This is a genomic window from Paenibacillus ihumii (assembly GCF_001403875.1).
Lineage (GTDB): Bacteria > Bacillota > Bacilli > Paenibacillales > Paenibacillaceae > Fontibacillus > Fontibacillus ihumii.
In genome coordinates this window covers 280,112-306,380 of record NZ_LN884298.1, presented here as the reverse complement: position 1 = coordinate 306,380, position 26,269 = coordinate 280,112, and the positions used below count along the sequence as shown (strand labels likewise).

General features: G+C 53.6%; 17 protein-coding genes. 12 read left to right on the top strand and 5 right to left on the bottom strand.

Annotated elements, in window-relative coordinates; genetic code table 11:
- Window positions 1-81: 81 nt before the first annotated feature.
- Window positions 82-906 carry a helix-turn-helix domain-containing protein gene (locus tag BN2762_RS06425; protein WP_055106191.1) on the top strand — a complete coding sequence of 275 codons (825 nt, stop codon included), beginning with the start codon at window positions 82-84 and terminating at the stop codon, window positions 904-906.
- A 25-nt stretch (window positions 907-931) separates the two neighbouring features.
- Here the strand turns inward: BN2762_RS06425 and BN2762_RS06420 are convergent, their stop codons facing one another.
- The gene (locus tag BN2762_RS06420; RefSeq protein WP_055106190.1) at window positions 932-2,692 is read right to left on the bottom strand and encodes a sensor histidine kinase; all 1,761 of its coding nucleotides are present in this window, start codon (window positions 2,690-2,692) and stop codon (window positions 932-934) included.
- Window positions 2,689-3,666: a response regulator transcription factor gene (locus BN2762_RS27530; protein ID WP_055106189.1), complete on the bottom strand. Its 978-nt coding sequence runs from the start codon at window positions 3,664-3,666 to the stop codon at window positions 2,689-2,691. The genes BN2762_RS06420 and BN2762_RS27530 overlap by 4 nt, the downstream gene beginning before the upstream one ends.
- Before the next feature lie 259 nt (window positions 3,667-3,925).
- On the opposite strand from BN2762_RS27530, the gene BN2762_RS06410 reads away from it, so the two are divergent.
- From BN2762_RS06410 to BN2762_RS06400, 3 genes are read left to right on the top strand one after another with little or no spacing between them, the layout of a single operon-like run.
- A complete protein-coding gene (locus BN2762_RS06410; RefSeq protein WP_055106188.1) occupies window positions 3,926-5,269 on the top strand; it encodes an ABC transporter substrate-binding protein in 1,344 nt (447 codons plus the stop codon).
- Window positions 5,270-5,309: 40 nt separating this feature from the next.
- The gene (locus tag BN2762_RS06405; RefSeq protein WP_055106187.1) at window positions 5,310-6,251 is read left to right on the top strand and encodes a carbohydrate ABC transporter permease; all 942 of its coding nucleotides are present in this window, start codon (window positions 5,310-5,312) and stop codon (window positions 6,249-6,251) included.
- Between the two features lie 2 nt (window positions 6,252-6,253).
- Window positions 6,254-7,099, top strand: coding sequence for a carbohydrate ABC transporter permease (locus BN2762_RS06400; RefSeq protein WP_055106186.1), 846 nt, complete (start codon window positions 6,254-6,256; stop codon window positions 7,097-7,099).
- Between the two features lie 146 nt (window positions 7,100-7,245).
- Here BN2762_RS06400 and BN2762_RS06395 read toward each other — a convergent pair whose 3' ends face one another.
- Window positions 7,246-8,022, bottom strand: a complete 777-nt coding sequence (locus tag BN2762_RS06395) for an alpha/beta fold hydrolase (RefSeq protein ID WP_055106185.1) — start codon at window positions 8,020-8,022, stop codon at window positions 7,246-7,248.
- 464 nt (window positions 8,023-8,486) lie between these two features.
- Here BN2762_RS06395 and BN2762_RS06390 point away from each other — a divergent pair, with 464 nt between their 5' ends.
- From BN2762_RS06390 to BN2762_RS06375, 4 genes are all read left to right on the top strand, one after another.
- The gene (locus BN2762_RS06390; RefSeq protein ID WP_055106184.1) at window positions 8,487-9,944 is read left to right on the top strand and encodes a catalase; all 1,458 of its coding nucleotides are present in this window, start codon (window positions 8,487-8,489) and stop codon (window positions 9,942-9,944) included.
- Between the two features lie 993 nt (window positions 9,945-10,937).
- Complete coding sequence (locus tag BN2762_RS06385) at window positions 10,938-11,726, top strand: ABC transporter ATP-binding protein (RefSeq protein ID WP_055106470.1); 789 nt, start codon at window positions 10,938-10,940, stop codon at window positions 11,724-11,726.
- A gap of 3 nt (window positions 11,727-11,729) precedes the next feature.
- A complete protein-coding gene (locus tag BN2762_RS06380; protein ID WP_055106183.1) occupies window positions 11,730-13,373 on the top strand; it encodes a hypothetical protein in 1,644 nt (547 codons plus the stop codon).
- A gap of 17 nt (window positions 13,374-13,390) precedes the next feature.
- On the top strand, window positions 13,391-13,822 hold the full coding sequence (locus tag BN2762_RS06375; RefSeq protein ID WP_055106182.1) for a nitrous oxide-stimulated promoter family protein: 432 nt from the start codon (window positions 13,391-13,393) through the stop codon (window positions 13,820-13,822).
- A 286-nt stretch (window positions 13,823-14,108) separates the two neighbouring features.
- Here BN2762_RS06375 and BN2762_RS06370 read toward each other — a convergent pair whose 3' ends face one another.
- The gene (locus BN2762_RS06370) at window positions 14,109-16,352 is read right to left on the bottom strand and encodes a copper amine oxidase N-terminal domain-containing protein (protein ID WP_055106181.1); all 2,244 of its coding nucleotides are present in this window, start codon (window positions 16,350-16,352) and stop codon (window positions 14,109-14,111) included.
- Window positions 16,353-16,703: 351 nt separating this feature from the next.
- On the opposite strand from BN2762_RS06370, the gene BN2762_RS06365 reads away from it, so the two are divergent.
- Genes BN2762_RS06365 through cydC form a run of 4 tightly spaced genes read left to right on the top strand, consistent with a single transcriptional unit; the run spans window position 16,704 to window position 22,744 of the window.
- The gene (locus BN2762_RS06365; protein WP_055106180.1) at window positions 16,704-18,110 is read left to right on the top strand and encodes a cytochrome ubiquinol oxidase subunit I; all 1,407 of its coding nucleotides are present in this window, start codon (window positions 16,704-16,706) and stop codon (window positions 18,108-18,110) included.
- A complete protein-coding gene (cydB, locus tag BN2762_RS06360) occupies window positions 18,097-19,113 on the top strand; it encodes a cytochrome d ubiquinol oxidase subunit II (RefSeq protein ID WP_055106179.1) in 1,017 nt (338 codons plus the stop codon). The genes BN2762_RS06365 and cydB overlap by 14 nt, the downstream gene beginning before the upstream one ends.
- Complete coding sequence (cydD, locus tag BN2762_RS06355) at window positions 19,113-20,855, top strand: thiol reductant ABC exporter subunit CydD (protein ID WP_055106178.1); 1,743 nt, start codon at window positions 19,113-19,115, stop codon at window positions 20,853-20,855. The genes cydB and cydD overlap by 1 nt, the downstream gene beginning before the upstream one ends.
- 17 nt (window positions 20,856-20,872) lie before the next feature.
- Window positions 20,873-22,744, top strand: a complete 1,872-nt coding sequence (cydC, locus tag BN2762_RS06350; RefSeq protein WP_055106177.1) for a thiol reductant ABC exporter subunit CydC — start codon at window positions 20,873-20,875, stop codon at window positions 22,742-22,744.
- Between the two features lie 383 nt (window positions 22,745-23,127).
- Here the strand turns inward: cydC and BN2762_RS06345 are convergent, their stop codons facing one another.
- Window positions 23,128-26,169, bottom strand: a complete 3,042-nt coding sequence (locus BN2762_RS06345) for a X2-like carbohydrate binding domain-containing protein (protein WP_392391569.1) — start codon at window positions 26,167-26,169, stop codon at window positions 23,128-23,130.
- Between the last annotated feature and the right edge of the window lie 100 nt (window positions 26,170-26,269).

Here is a 26,269-nt window from a genome sequence, read left to right as displayed (position 1 = left end):
ATGTAAAAATCTAAGCGTTTCTTAGTCAATTCGTTAAAAATCATGCATATATTATCCTAATTTACGATGAGGGATGCTCAAATGGATGCCGTACCGTTTTTTGATGTTGAACAGATCAAGCGAACCGGGACCTTTAATATGGATTCCGATCATTTTCATGAAAGCTACGAAATCTATTATTTGCTGGCCGGCGAACGATACTACTATGTCAATGACCGGATTTATGCCCTGCAGGTTGGCGACCTGCTGTTCATTAACAAGAATCAGCTGCATCGGACTACAAGCAAGGGCCGCTCCACGCATGAGCGGATATTGATCAATTTCGGCGACCCATTCATAGAGCCGCTGCTGAAGCTGGGGGCTGGAGAGCTGCCGCTCTTTCAAGGGGAGAGCTTTCTGCTGCGGCCGGACGTGCATGAGCAAGGGCGGATCGTAGATATCCTCCATGCTATGCTGCGCGAGCAGAAGGAGGCCGCCATCGGGCATACGCCTTATCTCCAGACCCTCTTGCTCCAGCTGCTTATTCTGATCAGCCGTATTCGAGAGGCAGCCCCGGAGCCCGTTCTGCCTGAATCTAGCGAGAAGCAGCGCAGGGTCTATCGCATCCTCGAATATTTGAATGCTCATTACGCCGAGCGGCTGACTCTGCAGAGCATCGCGGAGTATTTCTATATCAGCGAGACGTATTTATGCCGTATTTTCAAGCAGACGACGGGGTTCACAGTGATTGAATACCTGAATTACGTACGAGTCAGGGAAGCCCAGACGCTGCTGAAGGAAACGGATCATAAAATAACCGCCATCGCCGAACGGACCGGCTTTGACAGCATTGCTCATTTCGGCAGGGTGTTTAAGCAGATTGCGAAGCGTTCCCCGCTGCAATATCGCAAGCAGAATAAAATTTAAAGCCTCAGCCCAAAGAGCGGCATGATCAGTCATGCCGCTCTTTCTGCACGGGGAGAATCAGTTCAACCATGGTGCCGAAGCCCGGCTTGCTGCGGATCCGGCAGCTGTACATATGGCTGTACATCAGCTTGAGTCTTTTATTCGTATTGAACAAGCCGACATGCTTCGTCCGTTCCTCATCCGAGTCGAACCGGCGGCGGATCTCCGCAAGCGCCCCGGGCTCGATGCCGACGCCGTTGTCGATGACAGCGACGCGCAGCTGCTCCCCCTTGCGGACGAGCTTCACCTTGATCAATCCAGGCCCTTCCTTCTCTTTAATACCGTGGTAAATGCTGTTCTCAAGAAGCGGCTGCAGGAGCAGCTTCATGGTATACAGCTGTGTAATTTCCGCCTCATATTCGAAGATGACATCGAATTTATCCTTGTACCGCTTCTTCTGGATATTGATGTAGCTGACCGAATTGGCGATCTCCTCCCTCCAGGTGACCGATTTCATCGGCTCGCTGAAGGAGTAGGACAGAATATCGGATAAATTCTCGACCATTTCGCTCGCTTTATTAGGCTTCCCCGTCAAAGCGACCGCTTCCCAGTACACGGAGTGCAGGGTGTTATAGAGGAAATGCGGGTTGATTTGCGATTGCAGCGCCAGCAGCTCCATGACCTGCAGCCGGTATTTTTTCTCCAGAAGCTGGGTCCGGATATACCGATGCTCGATAAAGTGCGTAATCATATTGTGCAGAATATAAGAATACTCGTCCCTCACCTTGCCCGGAGGCTTCAACGGCACATTGCGGTCCTCGGCCGATTTGATCAGCATGCGAATCATTCTCAGCTGCTTGTAATTCCGGCTTACAACATAATAAGTAAGGATCAGGCCGCACACGACCGCAATCGCCACGAACAGCAAAGTGTAGTTAAGAATGCGCGTTGGCGTCTTGTACAGCTCGGAGTGGGGAATTGCCGATACATACTTCCATTTGTAGCGCTCCGACTCGACCTTTGTGATATTGACCAGTCCTCTCGAAGTCTTCATATCGAAGAATGCCGAGGAATGATTCGCAATCTGTTCGATATCCTTATCCTGAAACCAATCTCCATGATGGTTGGAGAAAATCACGTTGTTCTCCTCGTCAAGCACAAGCAGCTGCTGTCCCTCGTAAGTCGTTATGTCATCCAGGATGTTCTCGATATATTTGGGCCGGATATTCAGGATAATTCCGATCTTCTGCGGCACCAGCACATTATAGAACGTCACGATCGCCGTAGGACTTGCCTCAAAATCATAAAAGCGGATATCCCTGCGGGTCGTCCACTTTATGGGGGGCCCGGTATAGTCCATGAACTGTTCATACCAGGCCGTATCGTAATAATGATCCAGCGTGACCAGCCCGTCGACCGAGGAGAGAAAGCGCTCATGCGGATTGTCGACATACAGATAGAAGGACTGAATGTACGGCTTGGAGCTGGTAAAGGCATTCAGGAAGCTGGAAATGATCCGGTTGGAGGTCGAGCTCTCGTAGGTGTAGTAAGGGTTGATCAGCACGGCGGACAGCTCGTTGAAAATCTCCTTATTATCGTAGAGCGCCAGGTACAGCGTGTCCAATTCATCCAGAATCATTTCCAGCTGGGTCTGAGACTGCTGCAGCAGAAAGCTGCTGTTCTGGTTAATATCGGCTTTAATGTCATGCTGCGACGTCACCGTCGACAGGGCGCCGAGAATGATGATGGGAACAAGCAGCGGGATCAGGAAGGTAGCCAGATGCTTGATGAAATATTTCTCCCTCATGGTGCGACCGGGCCGTTTCGGTATTCGCTCGGCGTTTTGCCGTAATAGCTTTTGAAGGTGCGCGTGAAATTCTTGGCATTGCTGTAACCGACCATTTCGCTGACTTCATACGTCTTGTAGCTGACGTCCTGCAGTAAATGGAGCGCGACCTCCATCTTGGTTCTGATCAAATAGTCTGAGAAGTTTTGCCCTGTCTTTTGCTTGAAAAAAAAGCTGAGATAGTTGGCGTTCATATGTACGATCCGAGCTACCTCTTCCAGGGAAGCGTCCTTATAGTTTTCTTTGACATAGGACTTTATTTTATGGATGATCAGGCTTTCGTCGCCTCTAGGCTGCCCGGCGTTAAGGCCTGCAGCACCAGTGCCTGCTGTACCGGACCCTGCAGCGCCAGTCCCTGCGGCGCTAGTCCCTGCGGCGCCAGTCCCTGCAGTGCTGGACCCCGCAGCGCCAGACGCTGCAGCACCGGACCCCGCTCCGGTGCCGGCACCTGCGGTACCCGAGCCTGCATTAGCCCCTGCGGCGACAGCTCCCGTGGTGCCAGTCCTCGCGGTGTCAGGCCATGCGGCATGAGGACCTGGCTTCAGCCGGGCTCTTTCGGCATCGAGCTCCTCCTTGATCTCGTGGAACACCTCCATCAGCACATGGTATTTGGCGGGCTTGAGCACATAGTTTTTTACGCGGTAATGCAGAGCCTTCTGGGCGTATTCGAAATCCCGGTAGCCGCTGATAAACACGGTTTTAATGTGCCGATGACCGTTGTAGAGCTTCTCCGCCAATTCAACGCCGGACATGACCGGCATTTTAATATCGGTAAGGACGACATCAACGCGCTCAACTCCCGCAATGAACTGAAGCGCTTCTTGTCCGTTATTGGCTTGGCCGACCACCTCAAAGCCTACCTCATCCCATGGAAAATAACTCGACAAGGCTTCACGCGTCTCGGCCTCATCGTCAACGATCAACAGATTATACATGATACCACCTCACGCATGCAGGTTAATGTTGTTATCGCTTCCATCTGCATTATAGCAGATTGGGCACTCTTCGCTGTAAGCGATTTAATAGGCGGCTTCATGATCTGTAAAAATGATTCTTTTTACAATAACAGGATACCCCTCCAGGAAAAGATCGCGTTTAATGATACCTTTTTCTAAGATCAGCTACCTTAAAAAAGCAGAGAACGAGGTCTATAATTAAAAACGCTTACACCAAATGCTCAAAAGGAGAATGCAGATGAAGAGAAATAAAGTAGGGGCGTTATTCGTTGCTGTTGCACTCATTCTATCCATTCTAAGCGGCTGTTCGTCGGGGAATGGCGGCGCTGCCGGTTCAGGCCATGCTTCCGGAGCCCCATCGTCCGCCGATGAAAAGGTTACCTTGCGTTTTAGCTGGTGGGGCGGGGAGGATCGGCATGCGGCTACTCTGGCGGCGATCGAGGCATACAAGCAGGTTGCTCCGAACGTAACGATCGAAGCGGAGTACCAGGGCTTCGACGGCTATGAGCAGAAGATCAAGACCCAGCTGTCCGGCGGAACCTCTGCGGATATCATCCAGCTGGATCTGCCGTGGCTGCAGGAGCTGACGGCCAAAGGCGATTTCTTCGTGGATTTGAAGGATCATTCCGACTTTGATGCCTCCGGCTTTGATCCGAATTTCCTCAGCAATTTCGGAATGTATGAAGGTAAGCTTGTTGCGGTTCCGACCGGCGTCAATGCTTACTGCATGATCATTAACAAGACGCTCGCTGACAAGCTGGGAATTCCGGCAGATGCCCAGTGGGATTGGGAGTCCATATATGAAGCCGGAAAGAAGCTCCATGCTGAAGACAGCTCCAAGTATCTCCTGCTTGCCGACCATGCGGCCCTGCGGCAGGATATCATCACGATGCTGAAGCAGCGCACGGGCAATCAATGGGTCAATGAAGATTATACGGTCGGCTTCAGCAAAGAGGATGCGCTAGCCAGCTTCGAGTGGCTTCATAAAGCGATGGAGGCCGGCGTATATCAGCCGATTGGCGAAAGCGATCTCTTCTTCGGCAAGATCGACCAGAATCCAAAATGGATCAATCAGGAAATTCCTATGGCTCCATCGATGAGCAGCACGCTGCTGTCGCTGAAGACGGTGCTGCCTGAGGATGTAGAAATCGTGACTGGCCTCCCGGTCATCGCCAAGGATGCCAAGGATACAGGCGTGCTGGTAAGACCTTCGCAGCTGTTCGCGGTCAGCAACAAGAGTAAGCACCAGGAAGAGGCTGTCAAGTTCCTGAACTGGTTCATGAATGATTCCGAGGCTGCGGCAATTCTCGGCGACGTGCGTTCCGTTCCGCCGGTGAAATCGGCACAGGAGGCGGCGGTTGCAGCCGGCAAGATCGATCCGGCTATTACGAATGCGGTCGAGCTTGGGCTGAGCCATGCGGGCATTGTGGATAACAGCATCGCGAATAACTCCGAGGTGCAGAAGGTGCTTGAGGACATCATTCAAAAAGTCAGCTACGGCAAGGCGACGCCGGAGCAGGCTGCAGATGAGCTGATCACCAGCTTGAGCTCCAAGCTGGACGAAATCAAAGCCAGACAATAATTTAAAGAGCTTTAGAGGATAGGAAGGGAGAGCGTCCGCTATGTCTGTATCTCATTCAGTATTGGCCAAGGCTCAGAAGAATGCGCGACCAAAGGTAAAAGCCAAGAAAAACTATCAGTACATCGGACTACTATACATTGCACCATGGATTATTGGCCTGCTCGTCTTTCAGTTCTATCCATTCTTGTCATCCCTGTATTATTCATTTACGGATTACAACATGGTTAGCGCACCGAGATTCATTGGCTTAGAGAACTACAAGAAGATTTTTACGGCTGATCCCGATTTCTACCAGTCGCTGAAGGTGACGGGGATTTACGTCCTGCTCGCAGTGCCGGTGAAGCTGGCCTTCGCCCTCTTCATCGCGGTGCTGCTCAGCGCAAAGCTCAAAGGGATCAACTTCTTCAGAACCGTCTACTATCTGCCCTCCATTCTGGGCGGGAGCGTAGCGATCTCCGTCCTGTGGCGCTTCCTTTTTATGAAGGAAGGGGTTATCAACCATATGCTCAGCTATCTGCATATCGGTCCGGTGGACTGGCTTGGCAGCCCGGACGTGGCTCTATATACGCTCGGTCTGCTGACGGTATGGCAATTCGGCTCATCGATGGTGCTGTTCCTGGCAGGGCTTCAGCAGATCCCTAATGATTTGTACGAGGCCGGAGCGATTGACGGAGCTTCGAAGCCGCGCATGTTCTTCAAAATTACGGTGCCGCTGCTTACGCCGATCGTATTGTTTAACCTCGTCATGCAGATGGTTAATGCCTTTCAGGAATTTACCGGAGCCTTCGTCATTACGAATGGGGGACCGATGAAATCGACCTTCCTGTATGCTCTGAAGCTGTACGAGGAAGCCTTCAGTTTCTTTAAAATGGGTTATGCGTCGGCGTTGTCCTGGGTACTGTTTGTTATTATCATGGCGGTGACGGCCATCATCTTCAAAACATCCAACAGCTGGGTATACTACGAGGACGGGAGAGGATAAGCATGAGAGATACCAGCAGCAAGACGAGCATCATGCTCAATTACATTTTTCTGATCGTTCTCGGCTTTATTATGGTATACCCGCTCATATGGCTGTTTTCTTCTTCGTTCAAGACGAACGCCGATATTTTCGGCTCCAGCAAGCTGCTGCCGACGACCTACGTGTGGGACTCCTACGCTCTGGGCTGGCAGGGAACGGGGCAGTACGGCTTTCAGGACTTCTTCGTGAATACGCTCATTCTGGTTGTGCCGACGGTGGTCTTCACGATTATATCCAGCGTGATCGTTGCTTATGGCTTCGCCAGGTTCGAATTTCCGCTGAAAACGATGCTGTTCTCGATCATGATCGCGACCTTGATGCTTCCGAACGCCTCCATCATGATCCCGCGGTATATTCTGTTTAACGGCATGAACTGGCTGGATACGTATTTGCCGTTTATTATTCCGGCGGCATTCGCTACAGGAGCCTTCTTCGTCTATATGATGATCCAGTTCCTGCGCGGCCTGCCCCGGGATTTGGACGAGGCGGCGACTATCGACGGATGCAACTCATTTACCGTCCTGACCCGGGTACTGCTGCCGCTGTGCAAGCCGGCCATATTTTCCGTGGGTATATTCCAGTTCATGTGGACGTGGAATGACTTCTTCAACTCGATCATCTACATCAGCAGCGTGAAGAAGTTCACCGTATCGCTGGGGCTCCGCCTGTCGCTGGACGCCTCGTCGGCCGTATCCTGGAACCAGGTGCTGGCAATGTCCGTCGTCAGCATCGTGCCCTGCATCCTCTTGTTCTTCTTCGCCCAGAAGTATTTCGTAGAAGGCATTTCTACGACGGGCTTGAAGGGATAAAGCCTCTGGAGCACTAGAATACGAGAACAAGAGAACAAAAGCATCAGCAGCTTAAATCGCATTGTAAATTTCAATCCGGATTCCAAGAACCCCAATCTGATGAATCCAAGGGAAGAACCTCGCCACTGGCGAGGTTCTTCTGCCTTTTACTTGCTGCAGCGTTCGATGAACCGCTGAATCAGTCCGTTTAGCTTCTTCGCTGCCTTTGTAGGGATCTGGTGGCTGACTTTTTCAATCAAGACGAGCTCGTTGTTTGGCAATTGTTCATGCAGCATTCGGGCGTACCGGTAGAATTTCTTGTCCCTCTCTCCGTAAACGAGCAAAACGGGATGAGAGATACGCTTCAACTGGGCCGTGCAATTATAATTCAAGCTATATTGATAGTACTGCTTGGCGTTTTTGGAGCTTCCCTGTCTAGCATCGTTATATAATCGCCGCGCTAGAGCCACCTTTGTTCTCGCCTGATTCCAGGCGATCGTCAGGGCGAGTGCTCCTGCTGCACCGACGCGGGATAAGACGGAGGCGAGAAATATTCTCCTCCTTAATTTTCGGTCACTTACTTCCGACATGCCGCCGACTACGATACCGCCCAATGCGCGATCAGGATAGGATAACAGAAATTCAAGCACGATGGAGCCGCCGGTTGAGTAACCGCATAAAAAGGCCCTTTCGATTTTCAGCTCATCCAACAGCTTCCGAATATCCTCGACGATTAACGGGTACGTGATGCTTTCCCTGGAAGGCTCGCTGTGCCCGTGACCCCTTATATCAAAAGCGACGGTTCGAAAATGGGCCGATAATTGCTGGATCTGGTACTGGAAATTGGTGCTTGTCAGCACGGGGGGATGGATGAACACGATGGCGGTTCCTTCACCGCGATCCAGGTAATGCATTTTGTAACCGTTTATAACGGATTCAGGCATGGACAATCACCGCCATAATATTTTTGTTGAAGTTAAGGTTGCTCTATATTTTGTTAGTTATTCATGAATAATAAATAGGTACCCAAGCTGCCGATCTTGCCGCAACCTTCCCTAATGTTCTATATTTGCCTGAATTTCATACACTGAATAATGAGTAAAGAGCCATGCTTTTATATTTCAAGCACGGTTTTTTTCATTTGGCAAACTTAAGAGTGGTAAAGCTTTAGAGCTGAAATATAAGAATTTCGACTCAAGAGTCAGCAATACAATCCGGTGATCCGGTCTCTGCGAAGGCTGATGAACAGGCAGGGAGTTGATGAGGAAAATTCCTGTTTACTCCCCTTACGGTATCTTCATGAACCCCTCATTTAAACTTCATGCAAGCCAGAGCGGGAACATGATAATATCTATTACAGAACTTAGATTAAGTCTAAATACAATAATAAATTGAAAGGATGATATAGATGACGAATTGGATGACAACGAACCAGGGTGCGCCCGTGGGGGATAACCAGAATTCGAGAACGGCTGGACAGAACGGCCCTACGCTGCTGGAGGACTACCATTTGCTTGAGAAGCTGGCGCATTTCGACCGCGAGCGAATTCCCGAACGGGTCGTTCATGCCCGGGGGGCAGGAGCGCATGGGGTGTTCGTAACGGAGAGCAGCATGGCTTCGCATACGCGGGCCCATTTCCTGCAAGAGGCTGGCCGGGAGACTCCGGTGTTCGTCCGGTTCTCTACCGTTATTCACGGGCAAGGATCGCCGGAGACGGCGCGCGACCCCAGAGGCTTTGCTGTGAAGTTCTACACCGAGGAAGGGAACTATGATCTTGTAGGCAATCACATCCCTGTATTCTTCATCCGCGACGCGATCAAGTTTCCGGACATGGTGCATTCCCTGAAGCCATCCCCGGCCACGAACATTCAGGAGCCCGCCCGGTATTGGGATTTCATGACGCTGTCGCCCGAGTCCACGCATATGATGACCTGGGTGTTCTCGGATCACGGCACTCCGGCGAACTACCGCCAGATGGACGGATTCGGCGTACACGCCTTCAAATGGATCAATGCCGCAGGCAAGGTGACTTATGTGAAGTACACATGGAAGTCGAAGCAAGGAGTCGCTACCTTATCCGCTTCCGAAGTCGGCGAAGTGCAGGGGCGCGACTTCAACCATGCCACCCGCGATTTGTATGAACACATCGAGCAGGGCAATTTCCCGCAATGGGAGCTGCATGTTCAGCTGATGCCCGTGGAGGACCTGGACCGCTGGAGCTTCGACCCGCTTGATCCAACCAAGGTCTGGCCGGAGGACAGCTATCCGCTCGTAAAAGTCGGTACCATGACGCTGAATCGGAACCCGGAGAATTTCTTCGCCGAGGTCGAACAGTCCGCTTTCTCGCCTAGCGTACTCGTTCCCGGCATTGAGCCGTCCGAGGATAAGCTGCTGCAGGGCAGACTGTTCTCCTACCCGGATACCCAGCGTTACCGTTTGGGGGCCAACTATTTGCAGATTCCGGTCAACTGCCCTTACGCGCCGGTACGCAATCACCAAAGAGACGGGTTTATGAACGTGAAGCAGGATCCTTCACCGATTAATTATGAGCCGAACAGCTTTGATGACAGTCCGAAGGAAGCGCCGGCATACCGTGACAGCATGGTGCCGCTATCCGGGCAAGCGGGCCGCGAGCGCATCGCCAAAACGGACGATTTCACGCAGGCTGGAGAATTGTACCGCAGCTTTACGGCAGAGGAGAAGAATCATCTGATTCACAATCTCGTCAATGACTTGAGCCAGACTCCAGAGCAAACTCAGCTTCGGGCCATCTGCAACTTCTTCCGTGCGGATGCGGAGTATGGCATGCGGCTGGCACAGGGGCTGGGTGTAGATATTAGCGGTTTCCTGCCGAAAGAGTCCTGATCATTGCTTTTATTCTAGCTTCCATTTTGAGGGGTTGTCCCAAAAGTAAACTTTGCGACCGGTAGTCCTTGATTTACGACTGGTAGCCGTTGATGGATCAAATAGGTTCTTTACGATCGGTAGCCGCGGATGTGATTAAATACATTCTTTACAACAGGTTGCCCTTGATGTGAGCAAGTACTCTCTTTACGACCAGTAACCCTTGATGTGATCAACACGCTCTCGGCCTTCGACCGCCCATGACAGACCCATGACAGACCCATGACAGACCCATGACAGACCCATGATGTGGCCAAACATGCTCTCCATCTTCCTTTTACGCCGAGCATGAATCGTGGACTTCTCGTTCTAGCGAGCATGAATCGTGGACTTCTCGATTTAAATGGATTTATAGTAGTTAGTTTCTGCGGCAAAGAAAGGAAAGCAGATTTAAATGGATTTCATGTCGTTAGAAGAAGGGAATGGTCCATCAATAGGCGGGATTTATGATTTTAGGTGCATCCAATCCAGCTAATCTATTAAACCACACATTTAGAGCATAATTAGATACATGAATTCCATTTAGTGTTCGAGTTCGGCAGCTCATGTTGGGGTTCAATAGCTATGTTCGAGTTTGGCAGCTCATGTTGGGGTTCAATAGCTATGTTCGAGTTCGGCAGCTCATGTTCGGGTTCAATAGCGATGTTCGAGTTGGCAGCTCATGTTCGGGTTCAATAGCGATGTTCGAGTTTGGCAGCTCATATTGGGGTTCAATAGCGATGTTCGAGTTCAATAGCTCATGTTCCAGCTCAAAGTTCGATAGCGCTTATATAAGAGCCAAAGAAGGGGGCGCCCCTCAGTCATCTATCATGACTAGGGGAGAGCCTCTTCTTTGCATTTAACCGGCATTCCTATGAGATATGGCTGATGAAGCAAGTGCGAAGTCTCATTGAGAAAACAATTCATATCCTGGATAATAGGATTAGAAATATTCGCAACGAAGGGGCTGAGGAAATGAACGAACCAGGGCAACCACTCATTTCGATCCGGGATTTACGCATGAAATTCGAGAATAAGTATGTACTTAACGGGATTGATCTGGAGGTCTATCCAGGACAAATTATTGGATATATCGGACCCAACGGGGCAGGCAAGAGCACAACGGTGAAAATCATGCTTGGCCTGGTGGAAGGCTATGACGGAGAAGTACGCGTGTTAGGCCAAAGTCCGAAGGACGGCGCTGTGGATTATAAGCGCAGAATCGGATATGTGCCCGAAATTGCCGAAATGTACGACACGCTGACGGCCCGGGAATACTTAACGTTTATCGGAGAGCTGTACGGAATGACGGCGGAGGATGCGGAATGGAAGGGGCGGAGATTGCTGGAGCAGCTCGGCCTCGGCCATGCGCTGGATACACGGATTGCCACGTATTCCAAAGGGATGAAGCAGAAGGTGCTTATCACCTCCAGTCTGCTGCACAACCCGGACATTCTGTTTTTGGACGAGCCGCTGAGCGGCCTGGATGCGAACAGCGTCATGGTGGTAAAGGAGCTGCTGGCGATTCTGGCTGCCAACGGGAAGACGATTTTTTATTCCTCGCATATTATGGAGGTCGTGGAGAAGATCAGCAGCCGGATCATCCTTCTTGACGGCGGCCGGATCGTGGCCGACGGCACATTTGAGGAGCTGAAGGACCGCAGCCAGGAGGGCTCGCTCGAGCAAATATTCAATCAGTTGACCGGATTCAACGAGCACCGGGCGATTGCGGAACAGTTTGTAAGCATCGTTCAAGAGGTGTAGCGGATGAAAAATTATAAATCACTGCTCGTATTGGACCGTTTCCGGGGCCTGTTCGAGAAAGCCGGCGTGGATTATGCCGTTCTGCGGCGTATTCTGCAGGTGAAGCTGATGATGGATGCCCGCAGAGTGCCTTCTTTTATGAGTAAAAACAGGAAACACGCAGATCGGCAGGAGGCTAAGGAGAGCAACAACTTCCTCGGCTCCTTATGGATCTATGGCATATTCGGAGCGTTCAGCACGCCGTTCATCCTGCTGGGCGACAATTATATTTTTCAGATGAGCCTGCTCTTTGGCATCTTTATGTTCATGACGCTTACGGCGCTGATCTCAGACTTCTCCTCTGTGCTGCTCGATATTCGCGACAGGAATATTCTCGGCACGAAGCCGATTGACAGCAGGACGATTTCGATGGCGAAGACGGTCCATGTGTTCATCTACATGTTGTTTCTCACCGGGGCCATTGGAATCATCCCGCTCGTGGTCGGGCTGCTGAATCACGGCGTGCTGTTCTTTGCCGTATTCCTGCTGATGCTGATCCTCATGGATTTGCTCGTCCTAGTGCTTACAGCCATGCTGTATCTTGCGGTGCTGCGTTTTTTTGACGGCGAGAAGCTGAAGGATATGATCAACTATGTGCAAATTGGTTTCACCATAGTGATAACGATCGGCTATCAACTGCTTATCCGGCTGTTTGACTTCGTCAATCTCGATGTTGCGTTCCAGCCTAAATGGTGGCAAGCTATGATCGCTCCGATTTGGTTCGGGGCTCCGTTCGAGGTACTCCTGAAGGGAAGCCGCGATCCGCTGTATATCGTCTTTACGCTGCTGGGAATTCTGGTGCCGATTCTAGCCATTGCCATTTATATCAAGCTGATGCCGTCGCTGGAGAGAAATCTTCAGAAGCTGGCCGATCCTGGCGAACGGAGCGGTAAGGGCGGAGGGGGCTGGAAACGGTTCTTGGCCAGGCTGCTGCCCGTAGGCCGGCAGGAGAAAGCCTTTTTCCGCTTTGCCTGGACAATGATCGGCCATGAGCGTGAATTCAAGCTGAAGGTGTATCCTACCCTTGGCTTCTCGCTCATCTTTCCGTTTATTTTTATTTTTACGCAGCTGCGGGACGTAGGGCTTAAGGGGCTGCAAGGAACCAAGCTGTATCTGTTCATTTATTTCTGTGCTCTGCTGGTGCCGACGATTATTATGATGCTTCGTTATTCGGGCAGGCACAAGGCGGCTTGGATCTATCACACCGCTCCGATCGCCGAGCGGTCAGCCATTTACCGGGGAACAGTGCTTGCAGCCCTAATCCGGCTCGTGCTGCCGATTTATATATTGGAAAGCGTCACTTTCGTGTTATTGTTCGGCGCGGCAATTATTCCTGATCTGATCGTATTCGGCTTAGCCATCACACTCTACCCGGTGATTTCATTCGCCTATCTGTCCAAGGCACTGCCTTTCTCCGAGCCCTTCGAGGTCGCACAGCAAAGCGAAGGTATGCGCATAATCCCGCTATTACTGCTGCTGGGTGTGTTCGGTTTGGTTCATTTGGGGGCTACCTTCGTAAGTTACGGTGTTTATATTTATGGGGTGATTCTGCTTATACTAAATACAGTAACCTGGCGCCGGGCATTCTCGTCATCGGCAGTTAAATAGGAGGCATGTACTTAACTATGGCATCTGAAGCAGCAAGTCTGGAGGGGCCGAGAATCCGCCGGGAGAAGGAGACCGCCGCCCGCATGATTTTGATTTATTGCCAGGGCGTACACCCGAAGGCGGAGAAGCGCTATCCGGTAATGGATGTGGGGAAGGAACAGATCCAGGGCGAGAAGAGAGGAATGAGACGGCGGAGCCAACGCTCCCTGATATGCGATGACTGCTATGCCCTGTATAAATACAGCCATAAGCGGCTGACCTATTGCCGCTTTGGCGAGGCAAAGACGACCTGTGCGAACTGCCCGGTCCATTGCTATGCACCCCGGGAGAGGGAAGGGATCAGACGGGTGATGCGTTATGCCGGGGCCCGCATGCTGTTCAGGCATCCCTGGCTCGCCTTTCGCCATATCCTTGACGGCAGAGACAGCGGAGCCCGCGGCAGCGGTTAGACCGCTCTTACGCTGTCCACGGTTCATACCTGCTTAACGCGTCTTGCTGTTGTAAGCCGCTCGCTTCAAACTTACTACAAACCTACTCCAAACCACTGACAGACCACTGACAACCCACTGACAACCCACTGACAAACCACTGTTATCCCTGGCTGCCAAGCCATCGCCGAGCCGGGGCTGGACAGCGGGTATAAATGAGGCCGACGAGCCCAATTGATCTAAAAAAACAGCCACCCCTTGAGCATGCTGCTAGAGGTGGCTGTTGCTGTATATGGCGATGTGCCTGTTAGTGCTTGATGGCAGGAAGAGGCATAAACAAGATAGAAAATGGCAGGTTGCTTCCTGCGGATGGGGTCGTCCAAATTTCTACGATCTCCTCGGAGTCGCCGGTACGGTGCAGTACGCTTGTCTGGCTGGAAACATTGTCTTTGCCCGTATGGGAGAAGCTGACTAGGTTGCCGTTGACAAGGGCGGCCCCCATATAGAGTCCCCCGCGCGGGTTGAATGTGATCAGCGTACGCGGAGCTACGCGCAGCTTAATTTTATAAATGACGCCATAGTTGCCGGCGTTGACGCTGGAGATGCCGAGCGTCGTGTCCATTCCGATCTGGAACGGATCGGCGGTGTTATCTGTCAGGGACAGGCGGTAGTTCTTGTTGCCGCCAATGGTCTCCAAATGCTCGAATATCCGCGTGGAATCGCTGAATGTACCGCGCATCACCGATTGAATCGGATCAAGAATCGGCAGTGTGTCTACCAACTCTAGGGGATCTTGGCCGTCTTTGACGAAGACGCTGGTATATTCGATCGGCGAATCACTGTAAAGATCGCCCAGGAAGGAGATCGTCTCCTCCGGCTTCAGCGCTATTTTGCTCATGTCATTAAAAATGACTTTGCTTTCGCCGGGAGCCAGGGTGATCGTTTGCTTCTTGCTGTCGTTTTTGTAGTTCTCGAAATAGCGGGCGACGGATTTGGTGCCGGTAATTTCGGCATAAATGTCCGGGCCGGCCATGCCGGAGGTGATGATCTCCAGATTGGCTGGAACCTCGTTGTTGTTCTTAGCGATGATGTGAATGTTGCCCTTTCCGTCGGTCTTGTTAACATGATGAGTCATGAACCGCGTAAGGCCGCTAATCGTGTCCCGGTACAGAATGCCTTCGGAGGCAACAGGCTCCGGGCCGTTATCCTTGAACAGCGTGTAAGGCTCTGTCGAGTAAGTATAGGTCAGCCGCTCGTAGCCCAAGGCTTCCCCGCCGTTGATCGTAAAGTTGCTGCCGACCGGGGTGAAAAGCTTGGAGAACTCATCCTTCGTATACAGCGTCTCCGTTGTTATGTTGATCGTATGCTCTATCGTTGAGGATGCCCCGTCCTGGTCTGTGACGGTTAATTGAATCGTAACCGGACCTGGCGTGAAGAAGGCCGGATAGTTGTTCAGCCATTGGCGGTCAACGATCTCGCCGTCCTCGTCATAGCTCAAATCCGTAATCGTAATCGGCTCGCCCATCTTGTATTGCTCCTTGTCCGTCTTGAACTGGGCTACAGGAGGAATATTCGGATTGACGACAACGATGGTCTGGACATAAGGGTCGCTCCACTCGCCGTTGGCGTCCTGAACGGAGTAGGATACTGTGTAGGTTCCCGCTGCTTCAAAAATGTCCTGGCGTCCTTCCCATTTCTCATCGACGATTTGTACGCCTCTAGGGGAGGAGGATTTCGCTTGATAGATAACCGTCGTCTCTCCAGCGACAATCTTGTCATTCAGCACGGTAAAGGAGGCGACGGGTTTAGTCGACAACTGCATGATCACCTTCTTGCCATCAACTTTATAGGAAATGTTGAGGGCCTGGGTGATGGAGGTCAGCGGCACCATGAACACGTTGTTGTCCTGGTAGCTAGCGCCCTTCATCGTCATTGCCTTGCCGTTCACGCGGTAGGTCTTGCTGTCGGTCTTGAACCGCAGCTCATCCTCCCCATATTTGATAATCGTTTCCTTCGTCTTCGAATCATAGGCGATATTATAGCCGACCCGGTCAACCAAGGAACGAATGCTGACATAGGATACGCCATCCTTCACGAGCATAGGCTGGGAGGAGGTATAGACCTGGCCGTCCTGCTCCATGCGCGTGCTGTTCATATAAAGAATAAGCTCTCCTGCTCCGCTTGAAGGAACGGCCGGGTTATCGGTTGGGGTCCCAGGCTCTTGAGAGCCTGCTGGTTCCCCGGGCTTCTGCGGTGTCTCTTCAGCCTGCGGATCTGCTGCATTCTCGCCGGCATTGCCGGGTTCAGCGCGGCCAGGCTCGCTATCGCCGGGTGCAGTTGGGGCGGCCGGATTCTTATCGGCCGGAGCTTCGTTTGGATCTGCGGAGCCAGCGGCTGGCGAATTCGCTGGCCTATGTACCTGATCGCCTTGGGGCTTCTCCTCCTGAACGACTGAGCCTGAAACGGGGGATTGCGCCAGTGCGGCAGGTACAGCCAGTGCGGACTGCAAAACGAGCAGCGCAGCGGCTAGGGAAATGCTCTTCAATTTCATCTTGATATTATGACTCCTTCTATGAATTATTTGATTAAAAAACAAATGAGTACGCAGCTATTTCCAGCTTCCTATACCTCATGTTTAGACGCTGCACGGGGCGAAAAGTTACGGTCGCAAGCAAAAGATATTAGGCCATGCCATAGCGAGTGCATTTATTCACAATATCTCCACAAATGCAAATAGTCCAGAAAAACCTTGTCGTGATGCGGGTTTCCGGCATCGTTAACATCATGGACACAAGATTATGTGATTCTTGTCACAAAACGATTACTTTTTGCCCGTTTGCTTTCATAAATCCGTGATAGAATTCACAATAGTGAAACCAAAAATGAAAGAAGGGTGTATTTTATGGATCCGGTAATGCTTGCGCGTATCCAATTTGCAGCAACAACAATCTTTCATTTCTTCTTTGTCCCGCTGTCCATTGGTCTGGTGCTGCTCATTGCGATCATGGAAACCATGTATGTGGCCAAAGGGAAAGAAATTTACAAGCGCATGGCTAAGTTCTGGGGCAAATTGTTCCTCATCAACTTCGCCGTGGGGGTCGTAACCGGAATTCTGCAGGAATTTCAATTCGGCATGAACTGGTCGGACTACTCGCGCTTCGTAGGGGATGTCTTCGGTGCGCCGCTGGCGGTCGAAGCGTTATTCGCTTTTTTCATGGAATCGACATTTATTGGGCTATGGATATTTGGATGGGATCGCTTGTCCAAAAAAGTGCATTTGCTCAGCATTTGGCTGGTGTCCATCGGAACGATTGCTTCCGCCTTCTGGATTTTGGCGGCAAACTCGTTCATGCAGCGTCCCGTCGGCTTTGAGATCAATAACGGCCGGGCGGAAATGAATGACTTCTTCGCGCTGATCAGCAACGGTCAGCTGTGGGTGGAATTCCCGCATACCGTGCTTGGGGCCTTCGCTACCGGAGCGTTCCTTATTGCGGGCGTCAGTGCCTACAAGCTGATGAAGCGCCAGGATATGGAGTTCTTCAAGAAATCGTTCACCGTTGCGATCGTCATCGGTCTGATCACATCGTTCGCTACGGCGCTGTACGGACATCAGCAGGCTCAGTATTTGGTGAAGACTCAGCCGATGAAAATGGCTGCCGCCGAGAGCTTATGGGGCAAAAGCGGCGACCCGGCGCCTTGGACGGTATATGCGCATATCGATCCGAAGACCGGAGAGAACACATTTGAGATCAAAATCCCTTATCTGCTCAGCTTCCTGTCCTACAGTGAATTCTCCGGCGAGGTCAAAGGGATGAACGAGCTGCAGGCCGAATACGAGCAGACTTACGGTCCAGGGGACTATATTCCGCCTGTGCGGACGACCTTCTGGAGCTTCCGGATCATGGTGGCCGCAGGCTCCCTGATGATCGTGCTCGGGATGTACGGCACGTATCTGGCATGGCGCAAAAAGCTGGATCGGCCGAATAAATGGTTCTACCGCATCATGCTGTGGGCGATTTCCCTGCCGTTCATCGCGAATACGTCAGGGTGGATTATGACCGAAATCGGCCGGCAGCCTTGGACCGTGTTCGGCTACATGCGGACGGAGGACAGTATATCGCCTAGTGTAACCTCCGGCCAGATCTTATTCTCGCTTATTGCGTTTACGGCGATTTATGCTGTACTGGCCGCAGTCATGGTTTATTTATTCGTCAAGGTGATTAAGAAAGGCCCTTATGCCGAGAATGTAAATGATGACGGGCAATCGGCAGATCCATATGGTAAGGAGGGGTACCATGCTATCTCTTAATGAGCTTTGGTTTATCCTCGTTGCAGTACTATTTATCGGATTCTTCTTCCTCGAGGGCTTTGACTTCGGGGTAGGGATGAGCACTCGTTTTCTGGCGAAAAACGACATGGAGAGAAGGGTGCTGATCAACTCGATCGGCCCCTTCTGGGATGCGAATGAGGTCTGGCTGCTGACGGCGGGCGGTGCGATGTTCGCGGCCTTCCCCAACTGGTATGCTACGCTGTTCAGCGGCTACTATACGCCGCTTGTCGTACTGCTGCTGGCCCTGATCGGGCGCGGGGTGGCGTTCGAATTCCGGGGGAAGGTTGAAAATACGCGCTGGAAGAATACCTGGGATATAGCGATTTTCCTAGGCAGCCTGCTGCCGCCGTTCCTGCTCGGCGTCGTGTTCTCCGGTCTCCTCAAAGGGCTGCCGATCGACGGCGACATGGAAATGAAAGCCGGATTGTTCGACATGGTTAACCTGTATACGCTCGTCGGGGGAATTACCGTCGTCGTGCTCTGCCTCGTTCACGGCTTGCTGTTCACGTCCTTGCGGACGACGGGCAGCCTGCGGGAGCGGGCGCGCCAGCTGGCACACAGGCTGTTGATTCCGCTAGCGGCATTGTTCGTTATTTTCGGAGCCATGACGTATTTCCAGACCGACGTGTTCGAAGCTCGCGCTTTGCCGCTGACGCTTATCGCGGTGGCTGGCCTGGGGGCCTTCCTGCTAGCCGGATGGTTCATCAGGAAGGAGAGAGACGGCTGGGCCTTTGGAATGACGGGCACTTTGATCGCCCTGTCCATCGCTTCCGTGTTCATTGGACTGTTCCCCCGCGTTATGATCAGCTCGATCAGCGAAGCTTACTCGCTGACGATTCATAATGCGGCGTCCGGTCCATATTCATTAAAGATCATGACGATTGTTGCGCTGACTTTGCTGCCATTCGTACTTGGCTACCAAATTTGGAGCTACTTTGTCTTCCATAAACGCATTAATGAGAAGGAGCATTTAGAGTACTAATGGGACGCGGTTTAATGAAGTTCAAGGGGATCAGGCCGGTTCTTGCGGGAATCGGCGTCCTGACCCTCATTCAGAGCATCGCTATTATATTGCAGGCCAAATGGCTGGCGGAGGTTATCTCCGCCCTGTTTGCCGGCGCTAAGCTGCAGGAGCAATTCGGCGGGGCCGTCTTGTTCCTGCTTGCTTTTATCGTCCGGCAAATTTCAGCGCTGCTCCAGCAGCGGATTGCATACCGATTCGCCGAGCGGACAGGCAAGGAGCTGCGCAAGCAGGTAATGGAGAAGCTGTTCGAGCTGGGCCCCCGTTTTGCCAAACGGGAGGGCACCGGCAATTTGGTGACGCTCGTTCTGGATGGCGTGACGAAGTTCCGCAACTACCTGGAGCTGTTCCTGCCCCGGATGCTGGCAACCGGGATGACTCCGGCGCTCATTTTGCTGTACGTATTTACGCTGGATATTACGGCGGCTGTCATTTTGATCGTAACGCTCCCCATCCTGATTGCCTTCTTGATCCTCGTGGGGCTGGCTGCACGCAAGCAGATGGATCGCCAATGGAAATCCTACCGCACCTTGTCCAATCATTTCGTGGATTCGCTGCGCGGGCTGGAGACCTTGAAATTCCTCGGGCATAGCAAAAGACACAGCAAATCGATCGAGAGGGTCAGCGATTCCTACCGTTCCGCAACGATGCGGACGCTTCGCGTAGCGTTCCTGTCCTCGTTCGCCCTTGACTTCTTCACGATGCTGTCGGTTGCGTCCGTGGCAGTCAGCCTTGGCCTGCGCCTGATCGACGGCCATATGACGCTTCTGACGGGGCTGACGATTCTGATCCTCGCGCCCGAGTACTTCCTGCCTGTCCGGATGGTCGGAGCGGATTACCATGCGACGCTCGACGGCAAGGAAGCAGGGGAAGCGATGAATGCGATCATCGCCGAAGCAGAGGCAGAGAAGGCTTCCTTGGCGCAATGGCCTGCATCGGCTGCAGCTTCGCTGGAGTGGCGGGCGGACAGTCGAATGAAGCTGTCCGAAGTGACGGTACAGCATGGGGAGGAGGGCCAGCCTTCGCTGGATCGGGCCGGGCTTGAGCTTGGCGGCATGGGCACAATCGGCATCATCGGCGAGAGCGGTGCCGGCAAATCGACGCTGATTGACGTGCTTGGAGGCTTCCTGCGTCCAACCGGGGGCGAGATTATGCTGAACGGTCTGAAGCTCGGGGATCTTGCCAGCCCGGAATGGCGGAAGCAGATTACGTACATTCCGCAAAGTCCGTATATATTCAGCGGTACCCTGGCGGAGAATATTTCGTTCTATTCGCCAGGGGCTTCCCGCGCGGCGGTTGAGCAGGCCGCTATTGCCGCAGGACTCGGCGCCCTAGCGGATTCGCTTCCCGCCGGGTACGATGAGCCGATCGGCGGAGGCGGACGTGCGTTAAGCGGCGGCCAGGAGCAGCGCGTGGCGCTGGCCCGGGCCCTGCTCAGCGAGCGCCCGGTCCTGCTGCTGGATGAGCCGACAGCCCATTTGGACATCGAGACGGAATATGAGCTGAAGGAGACGATGCTGCCTTTATTCGAAGGTAAGCTCGTACTGCTGGCAACCCATCGCCTCCACTGGATGCGGGATATGGACCGCATTATCGTCATGGAGCAGGGACGGATCGTGGAGACGGGCACGCACGACGAACTGGTCGCGAGAAGGGGAGCGTATTATCGTTTGTTATCATCTCACCGGGAGGCGATATTGTGAGCAGGAGAGAGGACGCTATGGACTGGAATGGCGAGCAGGGCACCGGCGGGCAAGCGCAGTGGATTACTCCGTATTTTCGTGCCTATAGCGGGCGCTTTGCCCTGTATTTGATCCTTGGGACACTGACGATTCTGGCGGCCAGCATGCTCATGTTCACTTCCGGCTTCCTCATTTCGAAATCTTCCCTGCAGCCGTATAACATCCTGCTTGTTTACGTGCCGATCGTCGGCATTCGTGCGTTCGGGATCGGCCGGGCGGTTATACACTATGTGGAGCGGCTGGTCGGACATGATGCGGTACTGCGGATTTTGTCCAAAATGCGCGTGCGGTTGTATAAAATATTGGAGCCTCAAGCGCTGTTTATCCGTTCCCGCTACCGGGCAGGGGATATTCTCGGCGTACTGGCGGATGATATCGAGCAGCTGCAGAACGTATACATTCGTACGGTATTTCCGAGCCTCGTCGCCGTGATTATTTATGGGGTCGCCGTATTCGCATTAGGCTGGTTCGATGGGCTGTTTGCCTTGCTGATGGCGGGGTATATTTTGATCCTGGTGGCCGTGCTGCCGTATATTTCGCTGATGCTGACCCGGCGTACGAATGCCGAGGTGAAGCGGGAGCGTAACGGGCTGTACCAGAAGCTCACCGATGCCGTGATGGGGATTGGCGACTGGGTGATCAGCGGCAGACCCGCAGAGTTCTTGGAATCGTATGAGCATGACGAGGATATCGTGGCGCGGAAGGAGCGCAAGCTGCGCACCTGGGCCAGATGGAGAAGCTTGATCGGCCAGCTGGTCGTCGGGATCGCCGTCGTATCTATGATTTATTGGTCGGGCAGCCAAGCGGCTGCGGGACAGATTGAGCCTGTGCTGATCGCGGCCTTCGTGCTGGTCGTGTTTCCGCTGGCGGATGCGTTCCTGCCGTTGTCCGAGGCTGCCGAGCGCATTCCGCAGTACCAGGAATCGCTGCGCCGGCTGAACCGGATTACACAGCCCGGATTGGCCCAGTCTCCGGGAACCGGCAGCGGCAGTGATCCTGACTCGGCATTGCAAGAGCAGCAGGTCGCTGGCGTGCTGGATGCTTCCCGTGCCCGTACGATTCATCTGGAGCTGCGCGGGGTCTCCTTCACTTATGATGCCGGACAGAGCTTGCAGGGCAATCGGGACCGGAAGGCGGCGCGAACCGCTGCTGAGGGCACCGCTTATTCAGTATGCGATGTGTCGCTCGACATTCCGCAGGGCAAGCGGGTTATGGTGATCGGCCGGAGCGGCGCAGGCAAGTCTACGCTGCTGAAGCTCATACAGGGTGCAATTGCGCCGACGGAAGGCAGCGTGTTGATTAACGGTGTTCCGGCTGCTGATTTCGGCGATGATATTTCCAAGATCATCTCCGTCTTGAACCAAAGCCCGCATTTGTTCGATACGACGGTAGCGAACAATATCCGGCTTGGGCGGCAAAGCGCTTCGGAGGAAGAGCTTCAGCTGGCAGTGCAGCAAGCGCAGCTTGACGCGCTGGTCGCCGCGCTGCCGGCGGGCCTGGACACGCCGATGCGCGAGACCGGGCAGCGCTTCTCCGGCGGGGAGCGGCAGCGCGTGGCGCTTGCGCGCATTCTGCTCCAGGATGCGCCTGTGCTCGTCCTCGATGAGCCGACCGTGGGGCTTGACCCGCATACCGAGCGCGAGCTGCTGTCGACGATATTTCGTACGACGGCAGGCAAGACGCTGGTTTGGGTCACGCATCATCTAGTCGGCGCGGAGAAGATGGACGAGATCATCTTCATGGAGCATGGCTCGATCCTGATGCGCGGCACGCATGAGGAGCTGCTGGAGCGGGAGCCTCGTTACCGCAGCCTTTATGCGCTGGACCGGCCGGAGGATCTAACCTGTTGATCTATAGAAAAGAACCGCCCCTTATGGAAGACAGCGTCTAACCATAGGGGCGGTTTGTTTTTGGCCTAATTAGCACAACCTGCTTGCGCAACAATATGCTGCAGGGCTATCGGCATCCGGTGTTCCGAAGCGTGACCGCGTATTGTTTGTTTCTGATACTGCTGCCTAGCCAAAGCGAGTTAATAGGGTCTGCATAGCAAGCCGCTTCGGTACATGCCTGCGTACTGATGCAGTAGCCTCATCGGCCAGAGCGCGTATAACGCAGCATGCACAAGTTCGCGGGGTATCCCACAAACATAATAGCCGGGTGCCGCCGCAGCGGTTATGAGTGACTAAGGTGCTGTGCTGCATAAAGGCTTCCGAGCACTACCGCGCCAGCCGGATTACGGCTCCATTCCCCATTGCAGGCTGCCGGATACGTAGCCGGTAACTCGCGGGGCATCCTTATAAGAGGTTGAGGTAGAATCGAAGGAGTAATCGTCGCTCTGCGAATAATTGCTCCAGTCGGATTTGGAGATGCGGATTTGCAGATCGATGCTCTGGCCGGCTGCCAGGCTGCCGGCTCCGCTTGTAAAACCGATCTCCGCATAGTAATCTGCTCCGTTTACCGCAGCGGGCAGCTTGACGAAGGTGCCCGTCACATTGGAGCTGCCTGCCTGCGTCCAATCGCAGAACAGATTTTGCGGCTTATCCCCGTCGATGGTGTAGTAGTAACGCAGCTTCACATCGGAGAGATTGATAGCCTCGCTGCCGGTGTTGGTCAGCTTGATCCGCGGACTGATCGTGTTCGTCACGTCACTTAATGACCCGTTATACATCTCTACCTTAATGTCTCCGGCTGGGGCCGGGACGCTCGAGTCCTGGATGCTGATATTCAGCTCCTGGGCCGCTCCCGCGCTGAACTGGAACGTCAGGGTGAGCTGCCCCAGCGGCTGTGACGCCAGATAGCCGCTGAGAATCGTCACGGTGGAGCCGGAGACCGTGTAGTGGCTGCCTTCTGTTAACACCGCAGAGCCGCTGCGGATCGCGGTTAACGTATTCCCGTTCAGCGTCATTGCGACCGTCACATCGGCCTGATTGCTGACGTTCTTGTCGAAGGCGGCTGCCGTGGGTGCAATCATAGAGTCGGAGCCGGGCTGCGGTTGAGGCACCTCCGGTTCGGGAGGGTTCGTTAGCGCATCCCCATATACGATGCCGAGCCCGTTTGTTCCGATATATACACGGCCATAAATTCTCGGATCGCCGGTTATGGCCGAATTGGTGGAGGCATACTGGTGCTGGTCGTCATTGATGCGGACCCAGGTAGCCCCCGCGTCGTTCGAGCGGAAAATGCCGCGCACGCCGTCCATTTTGGCGCTGGTGTAGAGGGCCATGTAGCTGTGGCCCGGCGCATGCTTGCCGAATCCGATCACGTTGGCCTCCTGTACGTTGGAGAGCTTCGTAAAGGATGCCCCGGAATCGGTTGAGTGCCACAGGCCGTATTTGCCGCCTGTCGTACTGCCCCCGGCGAGCCAGATATCGCCCTCTATACCAGGGACGGCTTTGAAATCCAGGTCGCCTTCGGCAGGCAGCCCGGTCGCAGCTGTCTGAGTAAACGCGGCCCCGCCATTAGTACTTACATAGAAGTTGCCAGCTGACCAAGCGTAGAACTTATTAGGATTCACGCGGTCGGAGGCGATTTTTGCTCCTTTAGGCACGCCGGTGCTGGCTGTCCAGGAGTTTCCGCCATTGCTGGAGTAGTAGACCCCTGCATCAGGGGTACTCCACAGAATCGAGCTGCCGTTGGCGGCCAGGGCGACCTTGCCCCCGCCTGCTGTGCCGGGAGGCTCTCCGTTTCCGGCATACCAGTTCGATCCGCCGTCCCGGGAGAAGCCGATGGATTTGGCGTTCGGATCAGCCGATTTGTCTGCCTGCCCCACACGCACGATAAAGCTGGGGTCAAGCTCCGCATAATCGATATCCGTCGTGCTGTTCGGATGGGTCATCATTTTGGCCGGAGGCCGGGTCAGATCATCATGCCGGAAGCCCGTCACATCCAGCAGTCCGCTGATCAAATGAGCGCCCGACGGCGGGCTGATCAGGTCGGTGACCGCGGTCTCTTCAATGCCCTTGGCCATCACGCTGATGTTGACCTTGCCGCCAGTATCCCAAGCGGTAAGGTTATTAGTGCCATAAATTGTGGCCCCGGTTCCGTACATCATGCGGTCAGGATTGAACGGATCGATCTCCAGGTCGCCGATCATCCAGCCCAGCTTAGGCGTAACCTCTGGCGGGGAAGGGTTGTTCCCGAAATCGAGCCATGGCGCGCCGGAGATATCCTGAGTATACCGGAGCGTCCGGTTAGGATATCCGTCCCAGTCCCAAATGCGGCTCCAGGTGGCTCCGCCATCGGTGCTGCGGAACAGAATGGCATCCGGCCACCAGGAGTTGAGCGTAGCGACAACGATCGTATTCGGATTCTGGGCGTCGACTGCCAGTCCGCCATAGCCGAAGTAGTTGTCGCTGCTGCTGGACGGGATCGGGCTGATGTTGGTCCAGATTCCTGTGGCCGTGTCGTATTTCCAGACGTCGCCTTTCGTTCCGTCGTAAGGGCCTGCGCCATCGCTGTATGGAATATACAGCTGGCCATTGGAGGACAGTACGCCATGGTGCGGTAGATAGCCGGTCGGCTGGCCTGGAACAGCAGACCATGTTGCGCCGCCGTCGGTGCTGCGGTATACGCTTTCATTTTTATCCGCGACGCCGACATAGATCGTTTGTGTAGCTTGTCCAGGCGATCCGGTCGAAGGGTCGAACGTGATCCAGGCCAGCCCGACGATGTCGCTCTGGTATTCATAATCGGGATTCTCAATATAGGTGCCGGGGTTAGGGAAGCTCGTTACCTTGCTCCAGGTTGCCCCGTAATCGGTGCTTCTCCATAGTCCATTCCCGCTGCGCGCCCCGAAATAGAGGATGTTGTTCTTGTTCGGGTCGATAGCCAGCCGTTCGCCCATCGAGCGCCCTGGCATGTTGCCGCCTACCTTGAACGGCAGATGGGACACCTGCCAGGTGCTGCCTCTGTCCGTCGAGCGCAAAATGCTGCCGTTATTCGGATCCCAGCTGTTCGTATAGGTGCCTACGGCGAGATACAGGCGATTCGGGTCGACAGGATCGGTTGCCAAAGCATCAACGCCGGTCTTGCCCCACTCATCCATGCCTACCCAGTCCAAGAGCTGAATCCAGCCGTTGTCATCGGGATTCCAGCGGTAAGCGCCGCCGATATCGGTCCGGGCATAAATCAGGTCAGGCTCGGTTGTATTGAAAATAATCCCCGGCACAAAGCCGCCCCCGCCGCCCGTAACTACTTTGCGCCACTGATAGCTTTCGCTGTCCGCGGCATGAGCACGCTCTGCGCCCAGCAGACCCGTAAACGCCGAGCCTGCAATAAGGATGGATAGTAGAACGAGATGAAATCTTTTAAGAGAAGCATGTTTTAAAAGAGATGTTTTTGCCACCCAATAAACCTCCCTCAGATTGAATGTTGGA

What these genes read in the sequence shown, in the direction of transcription:
- BN2762_RS06375 (WP_055106182.1), top strand. Translation starts at nt 13,391, where the DNA reads ATGGCATCTGAAGCAGCAAGTCTGGAGGGGCCGAGAATCCGCCGGGAG.
- BN2762_RS06405 (WP_055106187.1), top strand. Translation starts at nt 5,310, where the DNA reads ATGTCTGTATCTCATTCAGTATTGGCCAAGGCTCAGAAGAATGCGCGA.
- cydD (WP_055106178.1), top strand. Translation starts at nt 19,113, where the DNA reads ATGGGACGCGGTTTAATGAAGTTCAAGGGGATCAGGCCGGTTCTTGCG.
- BN2762_RS27530 (WP_055106189.1), bottom strand. Translation starts at nt 3,666, where the DNA reads ATGTATAATCTGTTGATCGTTGACGATGAGGCCGAGACGCGTGAAGCC.
- BN2762_RS06410 (WP_055106188.1), top strand. Translation starts at nt 3,926, where the DNA reads ATGAAGAGAAATAAAGTAGGGGCGTTATTCGTTGCTGTTGCACTCATT.
- BN2762_RS06420 (WP_055106190.1), bottom strand. Translation starts at nt 2,692, where the DNA reads ATGAGGGAGAAATATTTCATCAAGCATCTGGCTACCTTCCTGATCCCG.
- BN2762_RS06380 (WP_055106183.1), top strand. Translation starts at nt 11,730, where the DNA reads ATGAAAAATTATAAATCACTGCTCGTATTGGACCGTTTCCGGGGCCTG.
- BN2762_RS06400 (WP_055106186.1), top strand. Translation starts at nt 6,254, where the DNA reads ATGAGAGATACCAGCAGCAAGACGAGCATCATGCTCAATTACATTTTT.
- cydC (WP_055106177.1), top strand. Translation starts at nt 20,873, where the DNA reads ATGGACTGGAATGGCGAGCAGGGCACCGGCGGGCAAGCGCAGTGGATT.
- BN2762_RS06390 (WP_055106184.1), top strand. Translation starts at nt 8,487, where the DNA reads ATGACGAATTGGATGACAACGAACCAGGGTGCGCCCGTGGGGGATAAC.
- cydB (WP_055106179.1), top strand. Translation starts at nt 18,097, where the DNA reads ATGCTATCTCTTAATGAGCTTTGGTTTATCCTCGTTGCAGTACTATTT.
- BN2762_RS06425 (WP_055106191.1), top strand. Translation starts at nt 82, where the DNA reads ATGGATGCCGTACCGTTTTTTGATGTTGAACAGATCAAGCGAACCGGG.
- BN2762_RS06365 (WP_055106180.1), top strand. Translation starts at nt 16,704, where the DNA reads ATGGATCCGGTAATGCTTGCGCGTATCCAATTTGCAGCAACAACAATC.
- BN2762_RS06395 (WP_055106185.1), bottom strand. Translation starts at nt 8,022, where the DNA reads ATGCCTGAATCCGTTATAAACGGTTACAAAATGCATTACCTGGATCGC.
- BN2762_RS06370 (WP_055106181.1), bottom strand. Translation starts at nt 16,352, where the DNA reads ATGAAATTGAAGAGCATTTCCCTAGCCGCTGCGCTGCTCGTTTTGCAG.
- BN2762_RS06385 (WP_055106470.1), top strand. Translation starts at nt 10,938, where the DNA reads ATGAACGAACCAGGGCAACCACTCATTTCGATCCGGGATTTACGCATG.